Raw genomic sequence first — 12890 nt, 5'->3', positions numbered from 1 at the left:
AGAAGAAGGCCGTGATTTTCATCACCCATGACCTGGATGAAGCCATTGCCATGAGCGACCGCGTGGTGGTCCTGTCTGCCGGCCCGGCGACGCATCCGATGGGTGAGTTCGAGATCGACTTGCCGCGTCCCCGCAACGTGGCCGAGGTGCGTACCCAGCCTCGGTTCATCGAACTGCACACCCAGATCTGGAATGTGTTGCGCGACGAGGTGCTGAAAGGTTACGCACAGCAATTGAAGCAAGCCGCATGAGAAATAACATGTGGACGTCGATCAAACCCTCTCAGAGAAACCTGCGTGCCTGGCAAATCGGCATGCTGGTGGCTTTCGTCGGTCTGTGGCAAATTGCCTCGCGCGATCAGCAACTGGCGTTTTTTCTGGGCGAGCCGGTCAAGGTCGCGGGACGCGTATGGTCCTGGTTTATGCCTTTTGGCTTTGGCCCCAGCTTCGCTTTTCCGGATGGACTGCCCGGCAACGCGGATATTTATATTCACCTGGGCACCACCTTGCTCGAGACGGTGCTGGCTTTCGGCATTGGCACGGCGCTGGGTTTGGGTTGTGGCCTGTGGCTGGCGCTAGCGCCCATGGCAAGCGCGATCATGGACCCCTACATCAAGGCGGCTAATTCCATGCCGCGTGTGATTCTGGCGCCCATTTTTGCCATGTGGTTCGGGCTGGGCATCTGGAGCAAGGTTGCGCTGGCCGTGACGCTGGTATTTTTCATCGTCTTTTTTAACGTCTATCAGGGCGTCAAAGAGGTCAGCCCGGTGGTGCTGGCCAACGCTCGTATGCTGGGCGCCAACCAGCGCCAGTTGCTGCGCACTGTTTATCTTCCCAGCGCAACGAGTTGGGTGTTTTCAAGCCTGCATACCTCGGTCGGGCTTGCTTTTGTCGGGGCAGTGGTTGGTGAGTACCTGGGATCCGCGCGTGGCGTGGGTTACCTGATTCTGCAAGCCGAAGGTACATTTGATGTCAACACTGTATTTGCAGGCATCGTGGTGCTGACGGCATTTGCACTGGTACTTGATGGCATTGTTGGCCGCGTCGAGCGCCGCCTCATGAAATGGCAGCCGCGCATGGGAGAAGCAGAGAAGCTTTGATGGGTGCGCCTTATCTCATCGCCCCGTCCTACAGACGCCACCCCAGCTCAACGGTAAATTGAGTGCGGCTTGTTGCCCCCGGCAATCTGAGCGCCGTCGACCCGTTTAATCATCACCTAGAGGAATCCCCATGAATCTGAACGTCAGCATTGGCCCCATCATGGCCCTTCTCGCCGGCATCCTGATCCTGATCATGCCCCGCCTGCTCAATTACATCGTGGCCATTTACCTCATCATTATTGGATTGCTTGGCCTCTTTGGTGGCGGTTCGCTGCGCTTGTAACGCCGCTTCTACGTCATTTAAGGGCGGACATTACCGCCTGCGCCTGACGCATTTGGTACTACCGCCTCCTCGCCTTCGCGCTGCGAGTCATGTGCGAAAGCACCGGCCCCTGCAGGTTTCAGCGCCTGGCCAGTGCAACGGCCAGCAGCGCCTGCTGCTGCTCCGGGGTGCGCGTGGCAATCAGCTTGAGCAAGCCGAAGCGGTCAAGCGCATTGATCCCGTTGCTCTTTGCAAATTCACTGGCGTTTTCTGTGAAGCTCGACCCGGTGGCATAGGTGGCACGCTTGATCCCCCGTTCAGACATCCCATCCAGCAGTGGGCGGAGATCGCGAACCAGGAGCGGCTGTCCCGGCCATAACTTGCAAAATGCCACTGATACCGGGTTGTCCTTGCCCTGCTGTGCGTTGCGGGAGTGGAGCCAGAGGATTACGCCGCCGGGCAGGCCATGCGACTGGACGCGAGTTTCAAGACCACTTTGTGAAAACAGCATTTCGCAAATAGCGTCGAACTGTAGTGGCGTCACATAGTCAAATATTTCGGGCTTCCAGCCTGGCTGCGCCTTGGGGCTTGCAACGCTTTTTTTGACCGGAGCGCGGGGACGAACGGCATCGGGCGCGGCAAAGTCAACCAGTTTGTCTATCGCAAATGTGCTCTCAGGGGCTGCCGGCTTGCCAGGAGGCGGCAGACGGGGAGGGCCGTGGCCTTTTCCCAGCTTGGTCCAAGGCGGTTCATAAGCCAGGGGGTCCTCGTAAATTCCGGAACTGATCTGACTGGTCAGACAGATGCCCGTGAGCACCACACCGATTAACAGCAGCACGCCGCCGGCGGGCCGCAGGGACCGATTGTCAAAGGACAGCAACAGAAGGACAACTCCGGCTGCGATCACCACCAGACCCAGTACATAGAGAAGGCTTGGGCCCCTCTTGGCGTGGGTACTGGGAGCGCGGGTGGCCATGCGGGATGGTGTTGTTTGCTATCTTTTTAATAGCTAACTGCGCTTGATCCTGGGGGGCAAAAGCACGAATCGACCGTCATGCTGGCGCTAGCGCTTCTTGCTCACGGGAGCCGTCTTCCTTGCTGGGGCACGCTGGATTGCCTTCACGGTGCTGCGGCCAGGCGACGCCCTGCTTGTCTTGGGCCCTGGTCTGGAAACCGCCTGAATTCTCGTGGTCCCGTTTCGCGGCGTGGCTTTGACTGCATTGCCCATTTTCACGGGAAGGAAAACGACCACCGCCTGACCCGCCTTGAAAGCCGCCGATGCGCCCACCTCGTTCCATTCAGCAACGCTGTTAGCGCTCAGGTTATACCGCTTGGCAACACTCGCCACAGTCTCGCCTTTGCGGGCTTTGACGGTACTGCGGCGGGTAATGATTTCCGGGGAGAACGTCATCTGCGCGTTGTCTGCCACCTGGCTCGTGACATCTGCGCCCGATGTAGCGGTACGGGGCACCAGCAACGTTGAACCTGCCTTGATCAGCATCCGTGGTGGAATGTTGTTGACCCCGCGAAGGTCCGCTTCGCTCATGCCCACACGTCTGGCGGCGTCGCTCACACTCAGGGTGGCGGGCGCCGTCCACGCGGTCCAGCTGGCGTATTGACCCTTGGTATGGGCCTCAAAGTTGCGCTGGAACACCGTGGCATTGTTCCAGGGCAGCAGGATGTGCGGCGTGCCGGCTGCCAGAATGACCGGCCGGTGAGCCGAAGGATTCAGAGCCTTGAAATTGTCGATGCTGACGTCGGCAAGTCGGGCGGCCAGCGCCACGTCAATGTCACGGGTAATCAGCACCTGCTGAAAATAAGGGTGGTTTTCAATCAGCGGCAGTTCGGTGCGGAAGGCTTGCGGATTGGCCACGATGTTTTTCACGGCCTGAAGCTTGGGCACATAGAGCCGGGTCTCATCGGGCATGCGCAGGTCCAGGTAGCCCGTCCCCAGGCCGGCTTTTTGATTACGGGCAATCGCACGGCCAACGCTGCCTTCGCCCCAGTTGTAGGCTGCCAGCGCCAGATGCCAGTCACCAAACATGCCGTGCAGCTTTTGCAGGTAGTCCAGCGCAGCACGGGTGGAGGCCAGCACATCGCGGCGGTCGTCGCGGAAAGCGTTTTGCTTCAAATCAAAATACTTGCCCGTTGCCGGCATGAACTGCCACATGCCCGCAGCCTTGGCGCTGGACACGGCTTGCGGATTAAACGCGCTCTCGATGTACGGCAGGAGGGCCAGCTCGGTTGGCATGTTCCGGCGCTCAAGCTCTTCAACAACGTGGAACAGGTATTTGCTGGAGCGCTCGGTCATGCGCTGGATGTAGTCAGGCCGGGTGCTGTACCACTGCTCGCGGTCGGTCACCAGCTCGCTTTCGAGATTGGGCATGGCAAAACCGCGGCGTATGCGGTCCCACAAATCTGTGGGAGGTTGCAGCGAGGCAACTGCACCGGAAGCCGCCTGGCCACGGTCGATGGGGCTCAGGGCGCCGCGCGGGTACACCGGCGTGACAGCGGGAACGGTGCCCGTTGAGCTGCTCAGGACCGGGTCGCCAGGCATACCGGGCGCGGTTGATGGCTTGGTTGCGGCGCAGCCCACCAGTACGGCCGCAGCAAAAAGAAGGAAGGAGGTTTTGACAGAAGGTGCCAGGCGGCTGATGAGGTTAGACGGATGCTGGGCAATCATTTGAATTCGTTCTTCCACTGCCGGATTGCGGCAAATAGGGTGTTGTCGTCATGGGCCGCCGGGTCAAATGCCTGAGCGGCAGCTTTGACGGTGGCCTGGCGGGTGCGCAGAAAAGGGTTGATCAGCAACTCCTGGGCAATCGAAGTGGGCAGAGTCGGCCGGCCGTCGTTTCTCAAACTGGCGCACTGTGCATGGTACCCAATCAGCTCCAGGTTGTCAGGTTCTACGGCCAGTGCAAAACGCAGGTTGCTCATGGTGTATTCATGGGTACAGCAGACCCGCGTGTTGCCCGGCAAGGCGGCCAGTTTGTCCAGCGAAGCCAGCATTTGCGCGGGTGTGCCCTCGAAGAGCCGGCCGCATCCGCCAGAAAACAGGGTATCGCCGCAGAACAGCAGGGGGCGGCCATCCATGTCCGGCGTGTAGAAGGCAATGTGACCTGCGGTGTGTCCCGGTACGTCGATAACCCGAAATTCCAGACCCAGGGCCTGCACTGTGTCTCCTTCTGCCAGCCGGATCAGGGGCTCCGGGATCCGCTCACGGGCGGGACCAAAGACCTGGGCGCCGGTCGCATTGCGCAGTGTGTCAACGCCGCCTGTATGGTCCGGATGGTGGTGCGTGACTAGAATTGACTCCAATTGAAGTTCGTATTCCTGCAGGGCGCGCATGACGGGCTCTGCATCCCCAGGGTCGACCACCACAGCGCGCTTGCCATCGTGCAGCAGCCAGAGGTAGTTGTCGCTGAAAGCGGGAATCGGGTTGAGGTACATGCGGCGGTCTTGATGGGCTCACAAATTATAGGTTTCACTGACTGGTTCAAAACCCCGCCGGGCGAGTATTTGCTGGCGTGGGAGCGTGAGCGTTTTGATCAGGCTGTTGCCGATGTTTTTGGCTTTCATGCCCTCCAGCTCGGCCTGCCTGAACTGGACGCGTTGCGTTGCAACCGGATGCCGCACAAATGGGTGGCCTCGCAGGATCCCGAGCCCGGTCCTGCGGAGGACGAAGGGTTGGGGAAAGCTCCCCATGTTTCGACGACCCGCATAGCCCTGGTGACCGATTCGGCAGCCTTGCCTTTTCCCGAAAGTAGCCTGGACCTGGTTTTGTTGCCGCATACGCTGGAGCTGAGCAGTGACCCGCATGCAACCCTGCGGGAGGTTGAGCGGGTTCTCGTGCCTGAGGGCAAGGTTGTCATCAGTTGCCTGAACCCGGCAAGTCTTTGGGGCCTGCGTCAGCGTCGCGCCCACTTTTACCGGCGCATGGGCTACGGCGAACTGTTTTTGCCGGAAGCGGGCGAATTTATTGGCTACTGGCGGCTGCGCGACTGGCTTCGACTCCTCAACTTTGAAGTGGAGTCAGGGCAATTTGGGTGTTACCGCCCTGCAGTCAGCAGGCAAACGACGCTGGAGCGTTTTGCCTGGATGGACAGGATGGGCGAGCGTTGGTGGCCCATATTGGGCGCCACGTATTTTCTGGTCGCGGTCAAGCGGGTGCGCGGCATGCGCTTGCTGGAGGCCAACTGGAAAACGCAAAGCTCCCCGGCCACGGCGCCCGCAGCACTTGCCAATCAGGTGCGCGGTCCCGGCTCATTTACTTCTTTAGCAACAAACGCAAGCAAGGATTCTCCTGATCGATGACTGAAATTTCTCAAACCCCGGAAGCTGTCGTGATCTACACCGACGGTGCCTGCAAAGGAAACCCTGGCCCTGGCGGATGGGGTGCCATGCTTACCTCCGGCGGAACTGTCAAAGAGCTGTTTGGTGGTGAACTCAATACAACCAACAACCGCATGGAGATGACCGCGGTCATAGAGGCGCTGGCGGCTCTGAAGCGACCCTGCCGCGTGACGCTTTATGTAGACAGCCAGTACGTGCTCAAGGGTATGACTGAGTGGATTGCCGGGTGGAAAGCCAAAGGCTGGCGTACGGCCGCCAAGCAGCCCGTAAAAAACGTGGATCTATGGCAAAAACTGGATGCATTGGTGAGCGGCAGCGGCCACAAGATTGATTGGCGTTGGGTCAGGGGACATGACGGCGACCCGGGCAATGAGCGGGCAGACGTGCTGGCGAACAAGGGAGTGGAGCGCGCGCTCGGGCGTCTGTGAAGCTATCCTGGCCGGGCGGCGAATGGAGAAGTGTTGTGCAGCGTGTAAAGCTGCGTCGGGCGCGGTTGGTTAATAGCCCGAGAACACGCTGAGTCGTGCCGTCCTGCTACATTGGAAGTTTGTGACTTTTTATAACAAGTTTCTTCTCCATGGCAAAAAAAGCGGTTTATGTAGTGGTTGCCCTGGCCGGTATTGCTGCCGCGTCCGGAGCTGCCTGGTGGTATCAGAAACCCAAAGCTGCGGATGCCGCGACCGGGCCGGCAAGTGCGGCGGCGCCAGCACCTGCAGTGGGTGGCAGTGGCCCCGCCGGGGGTAGACCTCCCACGGTTGAAGCTGCCAGGGTGGAGGTGGCACGCCTCACGGATGACTCACAGGCTGTGGGCAGCTTGCGGTCCCGGCGGGGTGTTGTTCTGCGCCCTGAGGTCAGCGGCCGCATCACCCAGCTCAACTTCACCGACGGACAGCGTGTCCGTAAAGGGCAGGTCCTGGTGCAGTTTGACGACCAGCTGCCACGTGCACAGGTGCAGCAAAGCATGGCCGAGCTTTCCATTGCCCAGGCCAACCAGAAACGCAATCAGGAACTGGTGGCTCAAAATTTTGTCAGCCAGCGTTCCCTTGATGAAAGCTCGGCCAACCTTCAGGTCGCCCAGGCAAAGCTGGCCCTGGCCCGCGCCACTGCGAGTCGGCTGAAAATTGTTGCGCCCTTTGATGGCATAGCTGGCATCCGGCTGGTCAACGTGGGGGACTATCTCAAGGACGGCGCTGATATCGTCAATGTGGAAGACATTGAAGCCATCTTTGTTGATTTCCGGCTTCCGGAACGCCTTCAGGGCAAGGTCAAACGGGGACAGCAGGCACTGCTCGATATTGATGCCCTGCCGGGAAGAAAATACACGGCCGTTATCCAGGCTATCGATCCGTTGATCGACGCCAACGGCCGCTCGGTTGGCGTCCGCGCCTGCGTGGACAACCGGCAACTGCAGCTTCGTCCCGGCATGTTTGCCCGGGTCAATACCGTGTTCAGCGTGCGTGAGAATGCGCGCGTGATCCCGGAAGAGGCAATCGTTCCGCAGGGTTCCCGGCAGTTCGTGATCAAGCTGGTGGAGGGTACCAATGACCTCGGCCCCACAACACAGCGAGTGGAAGTGAAGGTAGGTCTGCGCAGCCCGGGCAAGGTGGAAATTCTGGAGGGTTTGTCGCCCGGTGACAGGGTGGTCACAACAGGGCAGCAACGTGTGCAGCGTGATGGAACCATTGTGAAAGTGGTGGAGGTCGCCGCAAATAATGCGCCCGCACGTCCGGCCGGTGCTGCAAGTGCTGCCGCTTCATCGGCAGCAGCCTCGTCACCCGCTCCTGTTGCGCCACCGGTGTCCGTTGCTTCCGGAGCGGCCTCGCCGGCCATCGGTGCCCCCGTCGCGGCTTCGGTATCGCCTGTTCTAACGGGTCCCAACCCATGCGGCCCCTCTGTTGCGCAGGCAACACCTTCCGCCCAGCCAACACGCAGCCCGGCTGCGCCGGCGGCCCGTACACCCGCCTGAGTTTTCACAACACGTGACTGATCCTTATGCAACTCGCTGAAGTCTCCGTCCGCCGCCCGGTTTTTGCCACTGTGCTTTCGCTGCTGATTGTGCTCATCGGGGCCGTCAGCTTTAACCGTCTGGCCGTTCGGGAATACCCCAAAATCGATGAGCCTGTGGTGACCGTCAGCGTCCGCTACCCCGGCGCGTCTGCGGAAGTGATTGAGTCACAAGTGACCAAGCCGCTGGAGGACTCGATCGCGGGCATCGATGCGGTAGACGTCATCACCTCGATCAGCCGCGCCGAGCAGGCACAGATTTCGGTTCGTTTCCGGCTTGAAAAAGACGCCGATGCCGCCGCCGCAGAAGTTCGGGATAGAACTTCCCGCGTGCGCAATCGGCTACCGCAGGCCATTGATGAACCGGTCATCGCGAAGGTGGAAGCAGATGCTTTCCCGGTGATCTTTATGGCCTTCAGCAGCGACACCATGTCCCGGTTGCAGATCAACGACCTGATCAACCGAGTGGTTAAGTCCCGCCTTCAGACAGTGACCGGCGTGGCTGACGTGCGGATTTTTGGCGAGCGCAAATACGCCATGCGCGTCTGGCTGGATCCGGACAAACTCGCAGGCTACAAGTTGACCACGCAGGATGTGGAAGACGCGATTCGGCGCAGCAACCTTGAGTTGCCGGCTGGCCGCATTGAGTCGCAGCAGCGCGAGTTCAGTGTCACGTCGCAAACCGACCTGATCCGCCCCGGGCAGTTTGCCGAGATTGTGATCAGGAATGTCGGCGGCTCTCCGATCAAGCTGCGCGATGTTGCACGAGTAGAGGAGGGCGCGGCGGATGAGCGCAGTGCGGTCCGCCTCAATGGCCGTGAGGCTGTCGCTGTGGGTGTGATTCGCCAGGCGACGGCCAACCCGCTGGTCCTTTCCAAGGGTGTGCGCGAAATGGTTCCGCGCTTGCAGGCTGACCTTCCTCCCGGCATGACCGTTGACATCGCCAATGACAACTCCGTCTTCATCGATCGATCGGTCCGCAACGTCTACGTAACGATTGCCGAAGCCGTGGCGTTGGTGGCACTGGTGATTTTTGTGTTTCTGCGAACCCTGCGGGCCTCAATCATCCCGATCGTGACGATTCCGGTCAGTCTGGTGGGCACGTTTGCGCTCATGGCGCTTGCCGGGTTCACGATCAATACGCTGACCTTGCTGGCACTGGTGCTCGCCATCGGGCTTGTGGTCGATGACGCCATCGTGATGCTGGAGAACATTTACCGGCACATCGAAGAAGGTCTGGATCCTTTTTCGGCGGCGATCAAGGGCGCTCGCGAAATCGGGTTTGCCATTGTCACCATGACAGCGACCCTGGTGGCGGTGTACGCACCGCTCGCCTTTACACCGGGACGCACCGGGCGCCTGTTTGTTGAATTTGCGCTGGCCTTGGCGGGCGCCGTGGTGGTATCGGGTCTGGTTGCGCTGACCCTGACGCCCATGATGTGTTCAATTTTGCTCAAGCACAATCCGAAGCCCAACTGGTTTGACAGCTCCATGGAGCGCTGGCTCACAGCCCTGTCTGATCGCTACGCGCGAGCCATTCGCTGGGTGGTGACCAGCCGCTACCGGGCACCTGACCAAAAGCGCGGAATGGGTGGCAGGGTCAAGAGCGCTTTGCTCCAGGCGCGCTGGATTGTGGTGGGCGTGATGCTCATCTGCGCTGCGGCCATTGCGCTGGTTTTTCCGAGCATGAAGCAGGAGTTGTCTCCGCTGGAAGACCGCGGAACCATCTTGGCCAACATCACTGCGCCAGACGGCGCGACCCTGGAGTACACCAACCGTTATGCCCTGGCGCTGGAGAAAATGGGTCAGCCGTACAAGGAGTTCGACCGCGTCTTTGCCAACGTGGGCAACCCGACGGTATCGCAGGGTACCGTTGTTTATCGCACCGTTGATTGGGACGAGCGCAAGAAAAGCACTCTGGAGCTGGCGCGTGAAATGCAGCCCAAGCTTGCGGGGCTGCCAGGGGTCACTGCGTTCATGATCACGCCGCCGTCACTCGGGCAAGGCTTTCGCGAGCAGTCGCTCAACTTTGTGATCCAGACTTCAGACAGCTATCAAAACCTGAGTCTGGTCGCGCGCCAGATGCTGGACGAGATCGCCAAGAACCCTGGCATTCAGTCTCCCGACGTGGATTTGAGGCTCAACAAACCCGAACTGCGGATTGAAGTCAACCGCGAAAAAGCGGCTGATCTGGGCGTAGGCGTTGATGTGGTGGCCAAGGCGCTGGAGACCATGCTGGGCGGGCGCAATGTCACGCGCTACAAGCGTGACGCCGAGCAGTACGACGTGATTGTGCAGACCCGGGCCAGCGACCGATCCACGCCTGAAGACATTGACGGCATTTATGTGCGGGGCCGCAATGACACCATGATTCCGTTGTCTGCGCTCGTCAAGGTTAGTGAAAGTGTGTCACCGCGTGAACTCAACCATTTTGGGCAGAGGCGCTCTGCCACCATCAGGGCGAATCTGTCGCCCGATTATTCACTCGGTGAGGCTCTCAAGTTCATGGACCAGACTGCCGCCAAGGTCCTCAAACCTGGCTACACCACGGACTTGAACGGCACCTCGCGTGAGTTCAGAAACTCCCAGGGAGCGCTGGGTGTTGTGTTCGTTCTGGCGCTGGTGTTCATTTTTCTGGTGTTGGCGGCCCAGTTTGAAAGTTTTATTGATCCGCTGGTGATCATGCTGTCGGTGCCCATGTCCATGATTGGTGCCTTGCTGGCCCTCAAGTGGTCGGGCGGCTCTCTCAATGTGTATTCACAGATCGGTCTGATCACGCTGGTTGGCCTGATCACCAAGCACGGTATTTTGATTGTGGAGTTCACCAACCAGCTGCGCGGGCAGGGTATGGAGATGGTTGACGCACTGATCAAGGCTTCGTCGCAGCGTTTGCGGCCTATTTTGATGACTACCGGCGCCATGGTGCTGGGCGCCTTGCCGCTGGCCCTTGCCAGTGGTGCGGGTGCGGAAAGCCGGACGCAGATCGGCTGGGTCATTGTGGGCGGCATGTCGCTGGGAACCCTGTTGACGATCTTTGTCGTGCCGACGATGTACTCATTGTTTGCGCGCAAAAAGGTGCCCGGGGCCAACACGGCTGAAGCTATTGAGGAACCACTCGCGCCGCACGACGGTGAGTTGGTCGCCAACAAATAGGGGCGGCCGCAGGGCCACGGACTGCGGTAGCCGCCTGGGGTGGCAATGCCGGCTAGATCACACCGTCAAACATCATCACGTCGACCTGCTCGCCCACGGCAACGTTGCCTTGGCCGTGGTGCAGGATGATCAGGCCGTTGGCCTGCGCCATGGAACTGAGAACGCCGGAACCCTGGTTCCCCGTGGTTTTGACCTGGAGCGAGCCCTCGGCAGACGTTGACACCCAGCCCCGCTGGTATTCGGTGCGGCCCGGTTTCTTGCGAATCGTCTCCATGCTGCTGGCTTTGAGCAGCGGCGGGGCTGGCGCGGTGCAGCCCATCATCTGAAGCAGCGCCGGGCGCACAAAAGCCAGAAAGGTAACCATTACGGCGACCGGATTCCCGGGCAATCCGAACAGGATGGCGCTCGCTGGTTTGCTATCTTTAGCATAGCTGTCATCGCCCGCAGATACTGGGGAACTGACTGTTTTCGTCTGCGAGATTCGCCCAACGGCCATCGGGCGACCGGGCCGCATGGCGACGCGCCAGAAGGCCACGTCGCCGAGCTTTTTCATCATGGCCTTGGTGTAGTCAGCTTCGCCGACACTGACGCCGCCCGAAGTGATGATGGCGTCGGCCTGAGCGGCGGCGCTGGTAAAAGCGGCTTCCAGCAGCGCCGGCTCATCGCGTACGACGCCCATGTCAATGACCTCGCAGCCGATCCGCCTGAGCATGCCAAAGACGGTGTAGCGGTTGCTGTCGTAGACCGCGCCTTCGCGCGGCGCCTCGCCCAGCGACAGGATTTCATCGCCGGTGGAAAAGTAGGCCACGCGCAGCGGTCGCAGTGTGCTTACGGTTTTCATGCCCAAAGAGGCCGCCAGCCCAAGACGGGCGGGCGTCAGCAGATCCCCTTTTGATAGCGCAGCACGGCCCTGCATGAGGTCTTCGCCGCGCAGCCGCCGGTTGTCGCCGGGCTTGAGTCGTTTGGGCGGCAGCGTGATGCTGTCGCCCTGGACCGATACAAACTCCTGCGGCACCACGGTGTTCAGTCCGGCCGGCATGATGGCGCCGGTCATGATCTTCACGCACTCTCCCGGTTGGACGGTGCCCTGCCAGGCTTTGCCGGCCAGTGCTGTGCCTATCACTTTCAGAGTCAAACCCGTTCCTGCTGCAAGCTGACCGCCATCAAAGGCATAACCGTCCATGGCCGAGTTATCGTGCGGCGGCACATCGAAAGGTGAGACCACATCGTCCGCCAACACGCGTCCCAGCGCATCGAATAGCGGGAGTTCCAGCCGGTCGGTGACGGGCGTGACCAGCAGAGAGAGAAAACGTCCCACGTCGGCGGCCGGTAGCGCCTGCGGGTCGTAGCCTTGCAGCTCGGCCGCAATTTGCGCAATGGTTTTCATGGGCGCAGGGCTTCCAGCCGGTGGAGTTCAGCCAATGTGTTGGCATTGAAAAACGCGCGCGGGTCGTCGTCTGGCCGGTTGAAGGGCACCGCTACTGTCTTGTGCTGCGCGGTCCATGCGTCAATCTTGCGGCCGCCACTTGCGGTGAACAGCATCAGGCTTTCCAGCAGGCGGGTGTTGATCAGGCAAAACACCGGCTGCGCGCGCAACTGGCCGTCTTCCTCAGGCGCGGCCACCACGGCAATGTCTGCTTTCTCGCGCACCAGCGCTTCGGCCAGGCGGGAAACCATGTCTTCGCTGAAAAGAGGCGTGTCGCAGGGCACGCTGAGGAGGTAGGGTGTTTCGCAACGCTCAAGTCCGGTCAGAAAGCCGGCGAGCGGGCCGGAATATTCGCCCAGTCCGGCGGCATCGGGCCACACCGGTACACCAAAGGCTTCATAGGCCGCCAGGTTGCGGTTGGCGTTGATCATGACGTCGCCCACCTGAGGTTGCAGGCGCAGAAGGGTGTGCAGAGCCAGCGGGACGCCGTTGAAGTTTTGCAGGCCTTTGTCGACGCCGCCCATTCGCGAACCGCGTCCGCCGGCGAGGATAACGCCTGTGATTTCGGCGCCGTCTATGGTGTCAATCATGCG

General features: G+C 60.4%; 11 protein-coding genes and 1 pseudogene. 7 read left to right on the top strand and 5 right to left on the bottom strand.

Going from position 1 to position 12890, the window contains the following annotated elements; all coding sequences use genetic code 11:
• The 3 genes and pseudogenes from VE934_RS12745 to VE934_RS12735 all read left to right on the top strand — a co-directional run.
• Positions 1–251 (top strand): annotated as a pseudogene (locus VE934_RS12745) (ABC transporter ATP-binding protein); the annotation flags it as partial.
• An 8-nt stretch (positions 252–259) separates the two neighbouring features.
• Complete coding sequence (locus tag VE934_RS12740) at positions 260–1099, top strand: ABC transporter permease (protein WP_324888044.1); 840 nt, start codon at positions 260–262, stop codon at positions 1097–1099.
• Positions 1100–1229: 130 nt separating this feature from the next.
• Positions 1230–1382, top strand: a complete 153-nt coding sequence (locus VE934_RS12735; RefSeq protein WP_324888034.1) for a DUF3096 domain-containing protein — start codon at positions 1230–1232, stop codon at positions 1380–1382.
• Between the two features lie 118 nt (positions 1383–1500).
• On the opposite strand, the gene VE934_RS12730 is transcribed toward VE934_RS12735, so the two are convergent.
• The 3 genes from VE934_RS12730 to gloB all read right to left on the bottom strand — a co-directional run bounded on the left by VE934_RS12730 (position 1501) and on the right by gloB (position 4811).
• The gene (locus VE934_RS12730) at positions 1501–2337 is read right to left on the bottom strand and encodes a restriction endonuclease (RefSeq protein WP_324888032.1); all 837 of its coding nucleotides are present in this window, start codon (positions 2335–2337) and stop codon (positions 1501–1503) included.
• Positions 2338–2424: 87 nt separating this feature from the next.
• Positions 2425–3918, bottom strand: coding sequence for a transglycosylase SLT domain-containing protein (locus VE934_RS12725; RefSeq protein ID WP_324888042.1), 1494 nt, complete (start codon positions 3916–3918; stop codon positions 2425–2427).
• Between the two features lie 122 nt (positions 3919–4040).
• Entirely contained in the window at positions 4041–4811 is a 771-nt protein-coding gene (gene gloB / locus VE934_RS12720; protein WP_324888030.1) for a hydroxyacylglutathione hydrolase, read from the bottom strand.
• 12 nt (positions 4812–4823) lie between these two features.
• On the opposite strand from gloB, the gene VE934_RS12715 reads away from it, so the two are divergent.
• The 4 genes from VE934_RS12715 to VE934_RS12700 all read left to right on the top strand — a co-directional run bounded on the left by VE934_RS12715 (position 4824) and on the right by VE934_RS12700 (position 10871).
• Positions 4824–5675 carry a class I SAM-dependent methyltransferase gene (locus VE934_RS12715; protein WP_324888028.1) on the top strand — a complete coding sequence of 284 codons (852 nt, stop codon included), beginning with the start codon at positions 4824–4826 and terminating at the stop codon, positions 5673–5675.
• Complete coding sequence (gene rnhA / locus VE934_RS12710; RefSeq protein WP_324888026.1) at positions 5672–6142, top strand: ribonuclease HI; 471 nt, start codon at positions 5672–5674, stop codon at positions 6140–6142. The genes VE934_RS12715 and rnhA overlap by 4 nt, the downstream gene beginning before the upstream one ends.
• 149 nt (positions 6143–6291) lie before the next feature.
• Complete coding sequence (locus VE934_RS12705; RefSeq protein WP_324888024.1) at positions 6292–7680, top strand: efflux RND transporter periplasmic adaptor subunit; 1389 nt, start codon at positions 6292–6294, stop codon at positions 7678–7680.
• Between the two features lie 26 nt (positions 7681–7706).
• Positions 7707–10871 (top strand): efflux RND transporter permease subunit, encoded by a 3165-nt coding sequence (locus VE934_RS12700; RefSeq protein ID WP_324888022.1) that lies wholly within the window; start codon positions 7707–7709, stop codon positions 10869–10871.
• 52 nt (positions 10872–10923) lie between these two features.
• Here the strand turns inward: VE934_RS12700 and glp are convergent, their stop codons facing one another.
• Together glp and mobA are read right to left on the bottom strand one after the other, a co-directional pair.
• Positions 10924–12258 (bottom strand): gephyrin-like molybdotransferase Glp, encoded by a 1335-nt coding sequence (glp, locus tag VE934_RS12695; RefSeq protein WP_324888020.1) that lies wholly within the window; start codon positions 12256–12258, stop codon positions 10924–10926.
• Complete coding sequence (mobA, locus tag VE934_RS12690) at positions 12255–12887, bottom strand: molybdenum cofactor guanylyltransferase MobA (protein ID WP_324888018.1); 633 nt, start codon at positions 12885–12887, stop codon at positions 12255–12257. Before mobA ends, glp begins: the two co-directional genes overlap by 4 nt.
• Between the last annotated feature and the right edge of the window lie 3 nt (positions 12888–12890).

It is taken from the genome of Polaromonas sp. (assembly GCF_035638815.1).
GTDB lineage: Bacteria > Pseudomonadota > Gammaproteobacteria > Burkholderiales > Burkholderiaceae_C > Polaromonas.
The sequence above is the reverse complement of the archived record's forward strand: the minus strand, read 5'-3'. Positions and strand labels throughout refer to the sequence as shown.